At 55.7% G+C, this 16708-nt stretch carries 14 protein-coding genes; 8 read left to right on the forward strand and 6 right to left on the reverse strand.

Going from position 1 to position 16708, the window contains the following annotated elements:
• Nucleotides 1-33: 33 nt before the first annotated feature.
• Nucleotides 34-2340 (reverse strand): nitric-oxide reductase large subunit, encoded by a 2307-nt coding sequence (locus tag XM38_RS16155; protein ID WP_088430386.1) that lies wholly within the window; start codon nt 2338-2340, stop codon nt 34-36.
• A 194-nt stretch (nt 2341-2534) separates the two neighbouring features.
• Nucleotides 2535-3539 (reverse strand): zinc-dependent alcohol dehydrogenase family protein, encoded by a 1005-nt coding sequence (locus XM38_RS16160; RefSeq protein WP_088430388.1) that lies wholly within the window; start codon nt 3537-3539, stop codon nt 2535-2537.
• Nucleotides 3540-3673: 134 nt separating this feature from the next.
• On the opposite strand from XM38_RS16160, the gene XM38_RS16165 reads away from it, so the two are divergent.
• The 6 genes from XM38_RS16165 (at nt 3674) to XM38_RS16190 (ending at nt 9834) form a co-directional block, all read left to right on the forward strand.
• On the forward strand, nt 3674-4405 hold the full coding sequence (locus tag XM38_RS16165; RefSeq protein WP_137455144.1) for a hypothetical protein: 732 nt from the start codon (nt 3674-3676) through the stop codon (nt 4403-4405).
• A gap of 4 nt (nt 4406-4409) precedes the next feature.
• Nucleotides 4410-5417, forward strand: a complete 1008-nt coding sequence (locus XM38_RS16170) for a glutathione S-transferase family protein (protein ID WP_080807152.1) — start codon at nt 4410-4412, stop codon at nt 5415-5417.
• 182 nt (nt 5418-5599) lie between these two features.
• Nucleotides 5600-5896 carry a DUF3288 family protein gene (locus XM38_RS16175; RefSeq protein WP_080807149.1) on the forward strand — a complete coding sequence of 99 codons (297 nt, stop codon included), beginning with the start codon at nt 5600-5602 and terminating at the stop codon, nt 5894-5896.
• A 202-nt stretch (nt 5897-6098) separates the two neighbouring features.
• A complete protein-coding gene (locus XM38_RS16180) occupies nt 6099-7166 on the forward strand; it encodes an amino acid ABC transporter substrate-binding protein (protein ID WP_088430392.1) in 1068 nt (355 codons plus the stop codon).
• Between the two features lie 280 nt (nt 7167-7446).
• Nucleotides 7447-8613, forward strand: coding sequence for an amino acid ABC transporter permease (locus tag XM38_RS16185; RefSeq protein ID WP_088431727.1), 1167 nt, complete (start codon nt 7447-7449; stop codon nt 8611-8613).
• A 15-nt stretch (nt 8614-8628) separates the two neighbouring features.
• Nucleotides 8629-9834 carry an amino acid ABC transporter permease gene (locus XM38_RS16190; RefSeq protein ID WP_080807147.1) on the forward strand — a complete coding sequence of 402 codons (1206 nt, stop codon included), beginning with the start codon at nt 8629-8631 and terminating at the stop codon, nt 9832-9834.
• A gap of 50 nt (nt 9835-9884) precedes the next feature.
• Here XM38_RS16190 and XM38_RS16195 read toward each other — a convergent pair whose 3' ends face one another.
• The 3 genes from XM38_RS16195 to XM38_RS16205 all read right to left on the reverse strand — a co-directional run bounded on the left by XM38_RS16195 (nt 9885) and on the right by XM38_RS16205 (nt 11977).
• Complete coding sequence (locus XM38_RS16195; protein WP_080807192.1) at nt 9885-11255, reverse strand: recombinase family protein; 1371 nt, start codon at nt 11253-11255, stop codon at nt 9885-9887.
• Between the two features lie 5 nt (nt 11256-11260).
• Nucleotides 11261-11599 (reverse strand): hypothetical protein, encoded by a 339-nt coding sequence (locus XM38_RS16200; RefSeq protein WP_088430394.1) that lies wholly within the window; start codon nt 11597-11599, stop codon nt 11261-11263.
• A 93-nt stretch (nt 11600-11692) separates the two neighbouring features.
• Nucleotides 11693-11977, reverse strand: a complete 285-nt coding sequence (locus XM38_RS16205) for a hypothetical protein (RefSeq protein ID WP_080807145.1) — start codon at nt 11975-11977, stop codon at nt 11693-11695.
• Between the two features lie 531 nt (nt 11978-12508).
• Between XM38_RS16205 and XM38_RS16210 the strand changes: the two genes are divergently transcribed.
• Complete coding sequence (locus XM38_RS16210) at nt 12509-13501, forward strand: choice-of-anchor L domain-containing protein (protein ID WP_088430396.1); 993 nt, start codon at nt 12509-12511, stop codon at nt 13499-13501.
• A gap of 103 nt (nt 13502-13604) precedes the next feature.
• Here XM38_RS16210 and XM38_RS16215 read toward each other — a convergent pair whose 3' ends face one another.
• On the reverse strand, nt 13605-14609 hold the full coding sequence (locus XM38_RS16215; protein ID WP_080807141.1) for a phosphoribulokinase: 1005 nt from the start codon (nt 14607-14609) through the stop codon (nt 13605-13607).
• A gap of 788 nt (nt 14610-15397) precedes the next feature.
• On the opposite strand from XM38_RS16215, the gene petH reads away from it, so the two are divergent.
• Nucleotides 15398-16618 (forward strand): ferredoxin--NADP reductase, encoded by a 1221-nt coding sequence (gene petH, locus XM38_RS16220; RefSeq protein ID WP_088430398.1) that lies wholly within the window; start codon nt 15398-15400, stop codon nt 16616-16618.
• The last annotated feature ends 90 nt before the right edge of the window (nt 16619-16708 follow it).

Below are 16708 nucleotides of genomic sequence, written 5' to 3' on the forward strand. Positions count from 1 at the left end.
CCCAGTTGCTTGCAGGAAGCGAGCATCTAAATGCTAGCGGGTTTCGACGGCTATTGGCTCTGGCTCGTCTCGCTGGGTGGGCTGATGAAAAATGGAGTACACGGTCCGTACGGTAAATAGCACCATGCCTATGGCACCAATGGTAAAGACGATGTCTCCAGGGATGCGTAGCCACACGGTCCACTGCATCCAAGGGGAACCGATTACCTCGGCACTACGGGCATACCAGGTGCCATGGTTGACCGATTGCATCAGCTGATAGAAGCCGTTGGGAATCAAGCCCAGCACCATCATCATTCCCAACCCCCCGTTGAGGCTCCAAAAACAGACCCGCAGTAGGGGTTCATTCCAGGCCGGTTCGGGGACAATTTCTCGCAGAGAAAATAGCATCAGGGCAATGGCCAGGGAGCCATAGACCCCAAATAGGGCACTGTGGGCGTGGATTGGGGTGGTATTGAGGCCCTGGGAGTAGTAAAGGACGATCGGCGGGTTAATCAAAAATCCAAACACACCGGCCCCCACCAAGTTCCAGAAGCAGGTGGCCAGAAAAAAGCGCAGGGGCCAGCGGTAGAAATTCTCGGCCTGCTCTGACATGCGCAGGGTTTTTACCACTTCAAAGCCAATCAGGGTGAGGGGCACCACTTCCAGAGCTGAGGCTACGGCTCCAGTGGCGGCGATGAAGGAGGGGGTCCCGGCGAAGTACAGGTGGTGCAGGGTGCCAATGACGCCGCTACCTAGATACAGGATGGTGGTGAGATAGGTGGCCCGCAGGGCCGAGGACTTTCTCAAAAAGCCCAGTTCACTGCACAGATAGGCAATAGCAACGGTGGCAAACACCTCAAAGAAGCCTTCTACCCACAGATGGACTACCCACCAGCGCCAATATTCTGCCACGCTTACCGGGGTGTGGTTGGTGTACATCAAGCCGGAGGCATAGAACAGGGGGATGGTAATGGCACTGTAGAGGAAAAAGTGGTTGAGGCCGGTTTTGCTGCCTTCGTGTTTTAGGGCTGGCCGTAGGGCACGGAACATTAGCCACAGCCAAAACACCATGCCGCCAATCAACAGCAGTTGCCAAAGGCGCCCCAGTTCCACGTACTCATAGCCTTGGTGACCGAAGAAAAAGCTAGTATTGCCGCTGAGAATGCCCTGGACACTGGCCCAAGAACCGGCAAGGGAGCCGACAACAACGACGGTGAGAGCGATGAGCAATGTGCTGTTGCCCCAGACTTGGCCCTTGGGTTCTTGCTTACCAAAGCGAGGGGCGAAGTACAGCCCAGCAGCTAGCCAGCAGGTGGCAATCCAGAATACTGCCAACTGCAGATGCCAAGTACGGGAGGCGGCGTAGGGAAGGTATTGCTGTAGGGGGATGCCATAGAAACCGTCGCCCTCGACGGCATAGTGGGCGGTGACCATGCCCATGGCAATTTGTACGCCAAATAGGGCCATGGCCACACCGAAGAAGAGGCTGGTGGCCTTTTGGCTGGGGGTAGGCCAGCGGATGGCCGGGCGTTCTGGTACCGTTTGCACCTCGTCGGTGTCTTCCTGGGTCAGGTAGAGAAACAGGAAGGCTGCGATCGCAAATATCAGCACGATCACCGACACAATCGACCATACCAGAAATTGACCAGGAGCCTGGTTGCCAATCAGATCATCGTGGGGCCAGTTGGCGGTGTAGGAGAAGGGGGCATGGGGCCGATTCGCTGAGGCCGCCCAGGCGGTCCAGGCAAAGAAGGCTGTAACATCGTGAATATCCTGCTCACGCTCGAACCAGCCCTCGGGAATGGAGTGGGTCACCGAGCCGTGGGCCAGCAGATCCTGGTAGTCGGCAAACACCTGTTTCAACCCCTGGGTTTGGGCGTTGGTGAGCAGTAAGGTATCGGTATCGGCCTGGTAGCGGTTGGGCTTGAACTGGTCACTCACCTGAGCTTTCAGCACCGCCCGCTCCGGGGAGCTGAGGGCATCTAGATCGGCCTGGGAAAAGTCGGGGTCGTTGGCGTAGAGGACCCCAGCGGTGGCTAGGCCCCAGCGATGCAGCACATCTGCGGTCCAGTCTGGGGCTAGATAACTGCCATGGCCCCAAATACTGCCAATGTGCTGGCCGCCGCGACCCAGATAAGTGATCTGACCGTTTTCGATATCATCGGCAGTGAAGATCACCTCTGCCTGGGGGGATTGCACCGTGGCCGGTTGAGGCGGCGCGAACTTGGCAATAGCTACCCCCGCCCCCAACAACACACTGAAGGTAACCACACAGATCAGCACCAGCCACACCGGCAAGCTGAACTGTCTAAATTGGGAGCGGGCGGCAGCCACGTCCCCAATGGATGGATTCGCCATAGGTCAGTTGCCTCAATTCGACGGCTGGTCTCCATTGTGTCAAGTTGGGCAACAGGATTCTATGAGATAGCTCATGGGCAAGACGATTAGGGGCAAGGACCTAGTTCGCTCAGTCAATAGCGGCGTTATTGCTGTTGCAGAGGCCTCGGTCGTGTCTGCTAGAGCTCGAGCCGCAGGACGACAGGCGATGCCATCTATCCTGCAGGCATTTGCAATACAACCTTACCGATCACCTGGCCCGACTCCACTAGGCGATGGGCCTCAGCCGCCTGGCTCAGGGGGAACGTTTGCCCCACGTGAATGTGCAATTTCCCGGCATCAAACCAGCGGGTGCATTCCTGCAAAATCCGCACCTGGTGCTGTTGGGCTTGGGTCAACCCCTGCAGGGCCGGGGTGAGCATGAGTTCATACCCTACGCGCAGGTTACGGGTGCGGGCCGTCTTCCAGTCGGTGTCTGGGGTCGGCGATAGCAGAGTGACGATGTCACCATAGGGTTTCACGGCGGCAAAGGTGCGTGATAAGACCGGTTCTCCCACGGTATCGAAGGCCACATCGACCCCCTGGTCGCCGGTCCAGTTCATGACGCCGGCCACGAAGTCGATGCGGGGATAGTAGATGGCGTGATCGACCCCTAGGGCAGTGACGAAGTTGGCCTTGTCTTCGGTGCTAATGGTGGTACAGACATGGGCCTCCCGTAGTTTGGCCAGCTGAATCGCCACATGGCCAACGCCTCCGGCTCCGCCGTGAATCAAAACCCGTTGCCCCATGCCCAGGCGAGCCCGGTCATAGAGGGCTTCCCAGGCGGCGATCAGTACCAGGGGGGCCGCCGCTGCCTGCTCGAAGCTGAGGCATGTGGGTTTGGGGGCCACCCAGCGTTCATCAATGACGGTATATTCAGCATAGTTGCCGGGGGCCGCCCCTAGCCCCCCGTGGCAAAAGTAGACCTCATCGCCAACGCTGTAGTGACGCACACCGGGACCAATGGCTTCCACCATGCCGGCGCCATCACAGCCAAGGATCATGGGCAGGGCATTGGCATGGTAGGGCCCCCGTTGGCGAATTTTCGTGTGGACCGGGTTGACCCCGGCGGCCCGTAGCCGTACCAATAATTCTGTGTCTCGCTGCAGGGTGGGGGTGGGAATTGTGTGCGATCGCAACACCTCCGGGCCTCCCGGCTGGTGCATTAGTATCGCTTCCATGGTCAACCAACTCCCTTCACATCTGTTGACTACTTTAGGGGAAAGCCTTCAGGGCTGGGATGTGAATTTTCTTCCCCGGCCTCTCCTCAGTTGGAGAGACCCGCACTAGGCTGGACATGAATGGACACGAACACATGAACGCTAGACACCTTGGGATTTCAGCCGGGCTATTGAGCCTATTACTCGGTACCGCCTGTGGCGCTCCCCCTGACCTGCCATCGGACGCCTCTGCCCCTGGCGACTCCGCCCCTTCCCCGGCGTCTCCATCGACGCCATCGGCAATCCCCTCCCAGCCCGAGGCCGAGGCCGACCCTATTGCTGACTTCGAACCGGTGGTGATTCCGGGCGAGCGAGTCGGCCCCATCACTGCCACCACCAGCCGGGAAACATTGGCCAACTTAGTCGGGGCGGAGCATCTGCGGGATGAGTCCATCCCCGTCGGTGAAGGCTTCAGTGAACCAGCCACCGTCGTCGATCTGGGGCCTGAATATGGCGTCACCCTCACCTGGACTGATGACAGCCGCACCCGAATCGCCACCGCCAGAGGCTTTGGCTCTGCCTGGGAAACCCCGGAAGGCATTGGGGTAGGCCTTTCCTTCGCCGAACTGAAAACTATTTTGGGCTCCTTTCAGGTCTATGGCTTCGCCTGGGACTACGGCGGCAGCGTCGTCTTAGAAGGCAGCGACTTGAACCAATACTACGGGGATTTAGTATTGCGGCTTAAGCCCAGCCAAAGTGCCATCGATATATCTCCCCAGGCCTACCAAGCCGTTACCGGCGATAGCCTCTTTGCCTCCGACAACCCCAATCTGGAGGCACTGGATCTCTATGTCGACGAAATGATTGTGTATCTAATCGCTCCCTAGTCCTATGGCCTCCCTTCCTCCTGGACTCATCGTCCGCACCGGCAAATTCATCTGGACCACCCTCTGGCAGCAGATGATGGCCCGTCTGGCTCCCCGGGATCCCCAGGGAAACTATATTCGGCCCGAGAGTGAGTTTCGCCATAGTATTGGCCCCGGCACCGACCGAGCCGAGCCCCCGACCCCAGGTCGGTATTGCCTGATTGTGGGCATGGGCTGCCCCTGGGCCCATCGCACCTTGGTAACCCGAGTGCTGAAGGGCTTAGAAGAGGCTATCCCCGTGATCTTGGTGCAGCCCGCCGCCGCCGAAGGCATCTGGGTGTTTCAGCAGCCGTTCCTCGGCTGTCGCAGCCTGCCAGAGCTATACCAACGGGCCCAGCCTGGCTACCAAGGCCGCAGTACTGTCCCCGTCCTCTGGGACAGCCAGAGCCAGACCATCGTCAATAACGAGAGTGCCGACATCATTGTCATCCTCAACCGGGCCTTTGATTCGGTGGCCCATCATGCCCAGCAGGATCTCTATCCGGAGCCGTTGCGGCCCCAGATCGATCAGTGGAACGCCAAGATTTACCCGGCCGTCAATAACGGGGTCTATCGCTGCGGCTTCGCCCAAACCCAGACTGCCTATGATCGTGCCTGTGCCGAGTTGTTTGCCACCCTGGACGAGATCGATGCGGCCTTAGCCCAGCATCGCTATCTCTGTGGCGACTCGGTGACCCTGGCCGATGTGCGCCTCTTTACTACCCTGTTTCGCTTCGACGCGGTCTATTACAGCCTGTTCAAATGTAATCGCCGCCGCATTGCCGACTATCCTCACCTGGGTCCCTACGTCCGCGACCTCTATCAGCTGCCGGGGGTAGCGTCTACCTGTGATCTGGAGGCCATCAAGGCAGACTACTATGGCAATCTCTTTCCCCTGAATCCAGGGGGCATCATTCCGGCAGGACCAGACATGGACGGTTGGCTCCAGCCCCATGGTCGGGAACGGCTGAGCCAGTCCCCGGCATCCCTGTGACTGATGGATTAGCCCACCCCATCAATGGATTGGCCCACAGAACCACCTGCAGCGACTCATCAACGCCGACACATTGCTGATGCGATCGCATCACCTGATCAGTTCCGTTAAAACACCGCCTATACTCTAAGCTATCTGGCTAGAGTCATATACCGGAACCAAGCCGGTAGGAGGTAAAGACCGTGTCTGCGAACGGAGTAGAACGGGGAGAGCAGCAGCATCCCCAGTATCGGGTCGATCGCCAAACCGTCAATCAACTCATCGCGGGGGACCCGAGCAATACTAATCTGATCGAACTAGCCCGGCTATTGATTCGCTACAAAGGCTTTCCGGGGGCCCAAGACATCCAGCAAGATTTACAAGCCACGCTACAGCGGTGGGACTTGACGGAAGACAGTCTCTACGAGCAGACCCGCTCTCTGCATCAACAGGGGTTGGGCTATCGCCATGGGGGCCGAGAAGGGGAAGATTGGAGCTGATATTCAGCCAGACAGTACCACTCGCCATCGGCGTGTCCCGGGAATAGGGTGATTTTTGATACAAAACCAGTTTGAATGTTATTTGAAGCACAAATTCAAACTGCGAAGCGGGGGAATGTAAAGCAAGTTAAAGCAGTGGTCTGCTGTCCTAGCGCGGGTTCAAGTTTAGTGATGTGTGTGCAATGTGAGAGAGGTGAGACTTATGCGCAAATGGGGTCTTTTAGCGGTAGCGATGACGCTAACCCTAACCGCCTGTGCTAGCCGGGAGCCGACCGGCACAGCTACCTCGGGCGAAGCAGGTGAGGCCACTACGGCAACGGCAGCGAGCCGCTTAGATATCGTCAAGGAGAGAGGCACCCTCATCTGCGGCGTCGAGGGCACGATTCCTGGGTTCAGCTCAGTCGAATCTGACGGCAGCTATTCTGGCCTGGATGTCGATGTCTGCCGGGCAGTGGCGGCGGCGGTGCTGGGCGATCCAGAGGCAGTCGAGTATCGCAACCTGGATTCTACCGAGCGGTTTACGGCCCTACGGGGTGGGGAAGTAGATATGCTCTCCCGCAATACCACCTGGACCCTGAGCCGGGATGCCACCGGCGGCAATGCCATGGAGTTTGCGCCGACCACCTTCTATGATGCCCAGGGAATGATGGTCAGAGCCGACAGCGGCATCACCAGCCTGGAGGATTTTGAGGGGCTTTCCATTTGTGTGGAAACCGGCACCACGACGGAGCTGAATCTGACCTCCCGCATGACGGAACTGGGGGTTAACTATACTGATGTGAAATACCAGGATGGCAATGAAACGGCTCAGGCCTATCTAGAGGGGCGCTGTGAAGGCTTTACCTCTGATAAGTCTCAGCTCAACGCCCGCCGGACCAAGTTCCCCGATCCGAGTGCCCATGTCATCTTAGATGTGTCTATGTCTAAGGAGCCGTTGGGGCCTGTGACCATGAATAATGACTCCCAGTGGTTTGACGTGGTCAAGTGGGTGACCCATGGCCTGATTCAGGCCGAGGAATTTGGCGTTACCCAAGCCAATGTCGCAGCCATGGCAGAGACCACTGAAAACCAGGACATCAAGTTGTTGTTGGGGGTCGAAGGCGATCTAGGGTCCCAATTGGGCCTGGAGAATGACTTCATGATGCAGGCGATCATGGCCGTGGGTAACTACGGAGAAATCTACGAGCGCAATATCGGCGACGATATTCCTCGCGGGCTGAACCGGCTCTGGACCGATGGGGGGCTAATGTACTCGGCGCCATTCCGTTAAAGTCTAGTACTCTGCGGCAGAAATAACGCCTCTATTGACTAGAGCGGCAGGGCTAAATTTATCAGGATCTCTCTTTCTGCCGTCTGCCTTCCTACTTCTGCCTTGGCATACTAGCGGCTCCCTGACTGGACCAGGGGCAGAGACTCGCTGATGGCTGACTGCTGCGGTTCCGATGGCAGTTCCCGGTGGCCGTTGCTTGCCGGTCCTCTGCCGAGGGTCTCTCCGCTTGGCCCTGATTCCCTCCGTCGGTACTGCTAACGTCGTTGATGTCTTTTGCGCCATGACTAGCCGACCCGAAACCAGTGTGCCGCTCTGGCGGGATGACCGATTCTGGAAAATTGTGTTTCAGCTTGTGGTTGCGGGAATTGTGATCGCCATCTTGGGCCTGTTTATTCACAATTTGAGGGTGAATCTGGAGCGGGCTGGGCTGGAGTTTACCTTCAGCTTTCTGACCAATTCGGCGGGCTTTAGCATCGGCGAGACATTGATTGAGTATTCCCCCAGCGATACCTATATCCGGGCGTTGCTGGTCGGTATTTTGAATACCCTGCGGGTGGTTCTGGCTGGCATTGTGTTGACGACGATTCTGGGGGTGATCGCGGGGGTGGCGACGTTCTCGGATAACTGGTTGCTGCACAAACTCAGCTTGTTATATGTCGAGCTTGTGCGTAACATTCCCCTGTTGCTGCAGTTGATTTTTTGGTACTTTCCTGTATTCCTCAGCTTGCCTCCGCCCCAGGAACAATTGCAGGTAATGGGCCTGATCTATATGAGTAAGACGGGGATTTATCTCCCCTGGCCGACGATAGGCCTGCCGTTTTGGCTCTCTTTGGGGGCCGTCATTGCCCTTGCGATCGCAGCCTGGACCCTTCTACAACGGCGCACTAGAGCCATGGTTGAGCGGGCAGCCTCTGGACGGCCCCAAGCCATTGCCCTCAGCCTCATTGGGGGGATAGTCGTAGTGCTAATCGCCCTAGGCTTCAACTGGCAGATTCCCCAATCCCCTGACCCCGGACAGGTGCAGGGAGGCTTGCGACTGTCCTTAGAATACTCCGCCATCTTAGTCGGGCTAGTCGTCTATACCGGGGCCTTTATCGCTGAGATTGTCCGGGGTGGCATTCAGTCAGTGTCTAAAGGGCAGTGGGAAGCCGCTCGCTCCCTGGGATTAACCCCTAGCCGTGTGATGCAGCTGGTGGTCTTTCCCCAGGCCATGCGAGTGATTATTCCTCCCCTCAACAGTCAATACATGAACTTAGCCAAGAATTCTAGCTTGGCCCTTGCCATCGGCTATCCCGATATCTTCTCAGTGGCCAGTACTTCTCTCAATCAGACTGGCCGGCCTGTGGAGGTGTTTATCTTACTGATGGCCATCTATTTACTCATTAACCTAATCATTTCCCTGGGCATGAACCGTCTGAATCAGGCAGTTCAATTCACAGAACACTAACCTCTGTAGACGAGTATGACCGCAACTTCCCCCTCCCTAAGCCCCGCTACTATCCGCCATTCCCCTGTTGCCTGGCTGCGGAAGAATCTCTTCAACAGCTGGTTTAACAGCATGCTTACCCTAGTCCTCGGGGGGATACTGCTATGGGTCGCCTATAGCCTAGTGAATTGGGCGTTTACCATGGCCCAGTGGCAGGTGCTCTCCGCTAACCTACCGCTCTATTTTGTGGGGCGCTACCCATCCGACCAGTACTGGCGGCTGTGGACAGCATTGGCCCTGATTACCCTGGCCTCGGGGTTGAGTTGGGGACTGTTTTCTCGCCATCTTTCTGTCCTCTTTTCCCGGGGAGTATTGATGGGCTTAGGGGGGATCACAGTGCTGATCGTGCTGGTGCCGATGCCAGGGCCCTATCGCGCGAGAATGATAGGCCTGATTCTCCTCTGCACCTTAGCAGCCTGGGCAGGGCGCCTCTGGGCTCAACGGGTTACCTCCTTAGGGCGATGGCTCTCCCTGGCCTGGTTGCTCTCGTTCTTTGTCACCCTATGGCTGATGGCAGGCGGCCTAGGGCTACCCGCAGTGTCTACCAATAACTGGGGCGGATTGTTGCTGACGTTATGTATATCGGTGGTTAGCATCGCCCTGTCCTTTCCCTTCGGGGTGTTACTGGCCCTAGGGCGGCAGAGCTCGTTGCCGATCATTCGCTGGCTTTCGATAATCTATATTGAGCTGATTCGTGGCGTGCCGCTGATTTCCATTTTGTTTATGGGGCAAGTCATGATTCCCCTGTTTCTACCAGAAGGGATGCGACCCGATCGAGTCCTGCGGGCCATTGTCGGGATGACCCTGTTTACGGCGGCCTATCTGGCAGAAAATGTGCGAGGAGGGCTACAGGCAGTTCCCCGCGGCCAGATCGAAGCAGCCCGCTCTATGGGCCTGAACGCTCCCCTGACCCTTGGCCTCATCGTACTCCCCCAGGCTCTCAAGATTGCCATTCCAGCCATCGTGGGACAATTCATCAGTCTGTTTCAGGACACCACCCTGGTTTCCATCGTTGGCCTCTTAGAACTGTTAGGAATCAGTCGCTCCATCCTGGCCAACCCCGAGTTCCTCGGTCGCTATGGAGAAGTGTATCTATTTATCGCCGCCATTTACTGGTGCTTCTGCTATGCCATGTCACTGGGGAGTCGCAAGATTGAAGAGGCGCTTAACACCGATACCTAGTTCCTGGAACTCTGCCGATATCAGGGTAAAGCCAGCTGACCTGCTCCAGATCAAAAAATAAAGTCTAGGGCAATGTGCCAACTCGCCTCTTCCCGTACGATCTGAATCTGGCGGATAAACTCACGAAAGAAAAAGCGCCGTTCGGCCTCCGAGAGATCGAGCCAAAACTGGGGAATAGAAACCGTCTGGGCTAGTTCTTGCAGATTGACTGGGGATTGCTGAGCCTGCTGTTGTCGGAGTTGAGCGATTTCGCTATGTAGTCGATAGGCTCGCAGATCGGCAGTGTCCTGGTCTAGGATGCCCTTGGTCACCAGCTCTGGGAGTTGCTCTAGGGCTGATTGCTTGGTGGCCAAATCGGTAGCGCTGCACTCAGACGGGCCGCTGACTGCCGCATCTTCAGGGGCAGCTGGGCTAGCCTGCATCAACGCAGCCACCGCTTGGGGCAACTCCTGGCAAATGGCTGTAATGGTTTTCTCTAATACGGCTTGGTACGGCAAGGCTCGACATGGGGGCGTCGCTGCACATGCCGCCGGGCGCAAATACAGATACTCACGCTGCTGCCGGGGTGTTGTCACCCGGGCTATCCGCATGGCCGATTGGCACCGTTGGCAGACCACCAAGCCGGCTAAAGAACGGGGAGCACTGGCTGTTCGAGGAGGCAGGCGACGATTGCGCAACAACAGCCGGTCGACTTGGGCTGCTTCCTGGCGGGACAGGATCGGGGCATGGGTATTTTGTATGATGCCGCCATCGTGGTACTGCAAATCTCCCCGATAGATCGGATTGGTCAGCCAGCGGTGCCCGGTTGAAACGGCGATGCGCTTACCATACTTGGCATTCATGTGCCGGACTGCTCCTCGCACCGAACCGAAGAGTAAGAAGTGATCAAAGAAATCCCGCACCACTGGGGCTGCGGCCCGGTCTAAGGCATAGCGATCCTTGCCTCGCCGATACCCATAAGGCGCCTTGCCGGGCGGCGGCAAGGCCTTCAGCCGGTTGCGGGCATGTCCCTGCTGCAGACGCTGCCGTTGCTGTTGCCGTTGAATGCTGGCCGATAGCCGCCACAGAGACTGGTGCCTAGTCATGGCATGGGAGAATGTCTCTGTCCCGTTATCGGCTCCATTTTGAGGCGGATAGTCTTGTTCTGTGGCGATAACGGTGACTCCATGCCCTTCTAATTGAGCCAACCGATCGGCGACAGTCTCTAAGGAATCCCCGAGTTCTTCCAAGCGACGCACTAGTACATAGTCTGGCGGAGCAACCTGAGCATCCTGCAAGAGCTGCCTCAGATTGGGGCGGTCGATCGGGGGCGACCAAGGCCCTCGATCGCTGTAGACCTCATCGACCTCGTCGCCCCAGACAGTAGGGGCTGGCACAGACTCCAACAGCGCATTACTGCAGAGATAGGCAACAACCCGCATGGTGTCTAAAAAGCTGACTTGAGTGCTTCTCGTAAGGCGATGGCCGATGCATCATCATTACTGGCAATAATCACCATCACCGTGCTGGCAGGACCGTCGTCTAAGCAAACGAATACGGCGGTGGCCTCAGGATTACGGCCCACTACACTATTGCCGTCTACTCTGACATCAACTAGGCTTTCGCTGTCGAGGGCTTGGACAGCTCGGTCTAGGCATTGTGCTGTATCAGTCTCTAAGGCTCGCCAGGAGTAATAGATGCCTGGAGCCTCTGCCCTGGCCGATGGCCCAAAAGCCAATAATCCTACCCCAGCTGCGGCAGCAGATATCATCTGCCCTAACTTCATAGACCTGGCCTCCTATCACCATCAATTATGGCTCTGCTGCTTCAGCATACTCTGCCCATTTCCCGGCAGCCAATGAATGCTGGGCCTGGCGCGTTAACGTTCCATTTGGGGACGCTGGGGAAACGAGGACGCCTGAGCAGTCTGGCCTGCTGTTTGCTGCTGCCGGTGCTGCTGGCGTGCTGCTGCCCGTTGCCGGATTAACGCCCGCAGGATTGACGGTAGGGTAATGGGCCAAAATAGGCTGGCCAAAATCAGCACCACCCATGACATGAGATGGGTCTTGGGGGTAGTACTATCGTGCCAAAATGCGATGAAGGTAATGGCCATGACCAATACTAGCCCTAAGCCGTAGACGATTAAGCAACCAAAAAGCAACATAAAATCGAAGATGCACCAAGCATCGTGGTAGTGGCAGCCTGATTCGTTGAATCAACTGGATGACGAGCTATCCCTGAAATTGTATGACTTTATTAAAACTCTACACGCCCTTATAGGGCAGTGCTGCCGGGAAGATGTCTCGCCTGCGGACGATAGGCTTGGGATCTCTGTCCTCCAAATCCCTACGGAGAGGGCGTTCCCTGAGGATATTAACCGTTTCTGAAAGGTGTTGGCTCAGTGGCTCAGCGGCACTTAACTTCATGAAATTTAGATAAAACAGCCCTCGGATGTATCCGGGCTGATCGGCGATAGTGGCCAGGGTTTATGAAAATTTCAAGAAGTAGTCCGGTATTCAGGAAATTCTTAGCTGGCTCTAAGTCGATCACCAAAAGGGCCAGCATGATCGCAGGAGTAGCCCCATGGCGGTCAAGACACCCCGCCAGGTTCTGACTCGATTATCTTAAGACGCTTAAGCCGCTTGCGAGGGCGGGACCGCAAGCCTGTAGCACATTTACCCAGGAGCACACACCTATGTCAGAGTTCGCTCGGCCTATATGGGCAACGGCCGCCACCACTATCACTGCTCTCGTCATCGGGACTCCAGCCCATGCCTTTACAATCACCCAGAACGACACTGGCGCTGATTTGCTCGATGCCCTTCTCGGCACCGAACTCACCGGACTGAGTAATTTTAATGTCAGCCTCAGCGGTAACGACTATGCCTTCGGCCTGTTTGAGGATGATCCCTTTGGCTTAGGCTCAGGCGTTGTCCTCAGCACAGGCCAGGTGGTCGACATTCCCGGCACCAATACGGCTGATGATTTATTCTCGGATGGGGTTGATCTCACTACTCCAGAGGATCAGACGGCGGTGAATCAGGGGGAATTATTTGATATTGCCACCTTAGAGATCCGTTTTCAGGCTGACACCACCGTTAATCAACTGTTCTTCCAATATGTTTTTGGGTCCGAAGAATTCTTAGAATTCTCAGGCTCTCAATTCAATGACTTCTTTACCCTAGAGCTGAATGGCACCAACCTGGCCCGGTTGAATGACTCGGTGGGAAGCACTAATTTGGTCAATATCAATAACCTGACGGCTAGTCCCACGGGTCCCTTCAGTAGTGACTTCGTGAATAATCCAGCGGGTCCGGGTACGGTGACAAAACTAGATGGGTTTACTAAACCGCTGACGTTCGCGGGGGATGTGATTAAGGGGACTACTAATACTCTGGAGATCACTATTGCGGATGTGTCGGATGACATCCTCGATGCAGCCGTCTTTATTCAGGGGGGCTCTTTGGCCGTTGAGCCACCCTCTGCAGACCCACCACCGCCAGAATCCCCGCCAGTGGAACCGCCCCCGCCAAAAGAACCCCTGCCAGAAGAGCCCCCACCCCCAGTGGAACCGCCGCTAGAACCACCATCTGAAACTCCTGACCCTAAAGCCGTGCCAGAACCGCTCGGTGTCCTCGGATTAATGACGGCTGCTCTAGTAGCTGTGCGAACATTGAAGCGAACTTAGCCGTCTGCATCCCTTGCAGATGACTCTGTACTAGGAAGGGCAATGCATCACCTGCACTGCCCTTCCACTGAAGCTAAGCCATATTTTGTCTTAACCGTGAGGCCTATGCCTTTGCAGCCACTTGAGGCCGTTGGGCGGTTAAGCGTTCGTAGGTGGCTCGCATCTTTAGCCCGACTAATACCTGGAAGAGACCACTACCGTTTTTAGAGCCAGGATATTCCCGATGTTTTAATAACAATTCAGTCATTTCACCGTAGTACCGGGTAGCGGTATTGCTGAGATGGTTTTCTACGTAGATGAGTTCTTCTAGGCGTTCAAATTGACCATCGACTTCGAGGACCGACACATCGTGACCGTAGTAACTGTCGGGACCGTAGTGTAGGCGAATGCCAGGGTACGAGCAGGTTAGCTTACGGCCGCAGGGAATCCAGTCGATGGTTGATCCTTCATCGAAGAGGTAGACCGGATTGAAACCATCTATGCCTTCCCGCTGCAGCAATCTTACTCGCAAAATCTTGCGGTCTTTGTCGTCAGGAATGAGCTGAGTAGGTAGAATCTGAATAACCACATTAGCATACTGTTTCTGAATGTCGACGTATGCTTCGAAGTCTGGCCGACGGGCGTTAATGGACGCCAGTACATCTTCATAGCCGTGGCCCCGTTCGGCCATGTCCCGTTGAACTTTCCAGGCAATCTTCACATCATCATGGATGTCAAGATAGACGCTGAAGTCAATGAGCCCGCGGACTCGCTCGTCGTAGAGGGGATGCAATCCTTCGATGACCACAATCCGATTAGGATCAATGCGCTCTGGCGGATCGATGTCGCCAGTCTCGTGGTTGTAGATAGGCTTATCGATGGAATTGCCTTCTTTCAGGGCTTTGATCTGCTCGTACATCAGATCAAAGTTATTGGCTTTTGGGTTTAAGGCGGTAACCCCGGCCGCTTTACGTTGCTTGCGGTCGAGGCTATGATAGTCATCCAGGCAGATGACGGTCATGAACTCCGCGCCAAATAAGTCGGCCAACCGACGTAGAAAAGTCGATTTACCGCACCCTGAATCTCCGGCGACGCCAATCAGAACCACGCGATCTGGCTTACTGGTCATAGGTTCCCTCTAAACAAACTCTTAGGACAACGACAGACATATACAGACATATATAGAGGCTGCTCTCTATCTACCCTAGGACAACCCAGCTCCCTACCCAAGGGCCGGGTACTTCGTAGTGGGCCAGTCAATCTGCTGGCAATACTCGCAAAGATTGCCTCCACTGGGGCCCAGTGACCGGATAGCAGATCTCCTTGTCCCTATCGCTTCTATGGGTTCTGATGGTGACTGTCCAGATACCCGCCCCGGCGAGCTAGTTAGCTGCAGTACTATCCATTGATATGGCATCGCCCTGCTGGACTTACTGGCACTTCGTGGCTAGACCCTGAGCATGGGGTAGGAGCTATTTCAGACCTGAGGCCGAATGGGGCTTAACCCTAAGCATAGAGTCAATAAGTATTTTGCACTATTAACTACGGTAAATCCTACCAGAAGCCTGTTTTACCAACAAGTACTACCTGTTTTCCTGGGCGGTTGTGAACGGCTGCTCAAGGGAATGATAAAATGCGATCGCATCTTGAAAAGATTCACAGCTAACAGTCTCAATTTTCGTGTAACCGTTTTTCGTGTAACCGTTAATGTATTAATAGCTGTAGCTGAGCGTGCTGGCCCTTGCCACCCTCTACCTCACCAGATCATTGGAGCAATTGTACCTGGGTGCTACTCTAGTAGCGATTAAAGTGTCTAAGCTCAGCGTTATCCTGAGCTAATGCACCAGCGCGATTAGTAAAGACATCAGGTCATCGCTCCATCGCGTCTAGTTGGGTTCAGAGATTCACGAGTCAGCAATGTACAATCCAAGCGTAAGTGGCGGTAGTGCGAACACTTTAGCCGGGAGCCGCCTGTTTGTCTACGAAGTAGAAGGCCTATGCCAAAACTCGGAGACAGACCAGGCTAATTACCCGATTCGCCAGAGTGGTAGTACTTACATCACGGTTCCCTATAGCCGGATGAATCAAGAGATGCAACGGATCACCCGCCTGGGAGGTCGAATCCTGAGCATTCGTCCGGTCGAGAGTTCAGTGAATGGCAGCGCTCAGGTTACGGCTGAATCGCAAGCAGCAAGTAAGAGCAGCAAGTCCATGACTCAAGCACAGCCAGAGGCGAAAAAAAAGAAGAGCGATATTCCAGTCAATATCTACAAGCCGAAGCAGCCGTTTATGGCCAAGGTGATCGCCAATGACCCCTTGGTTCGAGAAGGCGGTATCGGCATTGTCCAGCACATTATCCTCGATCTAACCGGGAGCGAGTATCGCTACTTAGAAGGCCAAAGCGCCGGCATTATTCCTGAGGGCACCGATGAAAAAGGTAAGCCCCATAAACTGCGTCTCTACTCCATCGCCTCCACCCGCCACGGCGACTTGATGGACGACAAGACTGTATCTCTCTGCGTCCGCCAGCTAGAGTACAACCATCCAGAAACCGGCGAAAAAGTCTACGGTGTCTGCTCGTCTTACCTCTGTGGGTTAGAAAAAGGAGCCGAAGTCCAAGTTACCGGTCCTGTGGGCAAAGAAATGCTCCTGCCCGACGATGAAGATGCCACCATTATCATGATGGCTACCGGCACCGGCATTGCTCCCTTCCGGGCCTATCTCCAGCGAATGTTCGACGAAAAAGAGCGCCAGGCCAACCCCGACTACCAATTCCGAGGCTTTGCCTGGCTGATCTTCGGCATTCCAGTCACCCCCAACATTCTCTACAAAGAAGAATTGGAGTCGGTACAAGCCCAGTATCCCGATAACTTCCGCCTCACCTATGCCCTCAGCCGGGAGCAGAAGAATGCAGAAGGCGGCAAAATGTACATCCAAAACCGAGTGGCTGAGCAAGCCGATGAATTGTGGAAGCTGATTCAAGAGCCCAAGACCCACACCTATATCTGCGGCCTCAAAGGCATGGAAGATGGCATCGACGCCGCCCTGGCAGCTGCCGCTGAGAAGAATGGCGTCAATTGGGAGGAATTCCGCAAGCAGATGAAGAAAGACGGGCGTTGGCACGTAGAAACCTACTAACCAATCCCAAGCCCATCCCTAGTGTGATCTTCCATCCAATGCCTGAGGATGGTGAAGCCATGTCGAGAGGTTCCCCAAGACTCGGGGAGC

It is taken from the genome of Halomicronema hongdechloris C2206, assembly GCF_002075285.3.
Taxonomy (GTDB): Bacteria; Cyanobacteriota; Cyanobacteriia; order Phormidesmidales; family Phormidesmidaceae; genus Halomicronema_B; species Halomicronema_B hongdechloris.

What these genes read in the sequence shown, in the direction of transcription:
- XM38_RS16155 (WP_088430386.1), bottom strand. Translation starts at nt 2,340, where the DNA reads ATGGCGAATCCATCCATTGGGGACGTGGCTGCCGCCCGCTCCCAATTT.
- XM38_RS16160 (WP_088430388.1), bottom strand. Translation starts at nt 3,539, where the DNA reads ATGGAAGCGATACTAATGCACCAGCCGGGAGGCCCGGAGGTGTTGCGA.
- XM38_RS16165 (WP_137455144.1), top strand. Translation starts at nt 3,674, where the DNA reads ATGAACGCTAGACACCTTGGGATTTCAGCCGGGCTATTGAGCCTATTA.
- XM38_RS16170 (WP_080807152.1), top strand. Translation starts at nt 4,410, where the DNA reads ATGGCCTCCCTTCCTCCTGGACTCATCGTCCGCACCGGCAAATTCATC.
- XM38_RS16180 (WP_088430392.1), top strand. Translation starts at nt 6,099, where the DNA reads ATGCGCAAATGGGGTCTTTTAGCGGTAGCGATGACGCTAACCCTAACC.
- XM38_RS16185 (WP_088431727.1), top strand. Translation starts at nt 7,447, where the DNA reads ATGACTAGCCGACCCGAAACCAGTGTGCCGCTCTGGCGGGATGACCGA.
- XM38_RS16190 (WP_080807147.1), top strand. Translation starts at nt 8,629, where the DNA reads ATGACCGCAACTTCCCCCTCCCTAAGCCCCGCTACTATCCGCCATTCC.
- XM38_RS16195 (WP_080807192.1), bottom strand. Translation starts at nt 11,255, where the DNA reads ATGCGGGTTGTTGCCTATCTCTGCAGTAATGCGCTGTTGGAGTCTGTG.
- XM38_RS16200 (WP_088430394.1), bottom strand. Translation starts at nt 11,599, where the DNA reads ATGAAGTTAGGGCAGATGATATCTGCTGCCGCAGCTGGGGTAGGATTA.
- XM38_RS16205 (WP_080807145.1), bottom strand. Translation starts at nt 11,977, where the DNA reads ATGTTGCTTTTTGGTTGCTTAATCGTCTACGGCTTAGGGCTAGTATTG.
- XM38_RS16210 (WP_088430396.1), top strand. Translation starts at nt 12,509, where the DNA reads ATGTCAGAGTTCGCTCGGCCTATATGGGCAACGGCCGCCACCACTATC.
- XM38_RS16215 (WP_080807141.1), bottom strand. Translation starts at nt 14,609, where the DNA reads ATGACCAGTAAGCCAGATCGCGTGGTTCTGATTGGCGTCGCCGGAGAT.
- petH (WP_088430398.1), top strand. Translation starts at nt 15,398, where the DNA reads ATGTACAATCCAAGCGTAAGTGGCGGTAGTGCGAACACTTTAGCCGGG.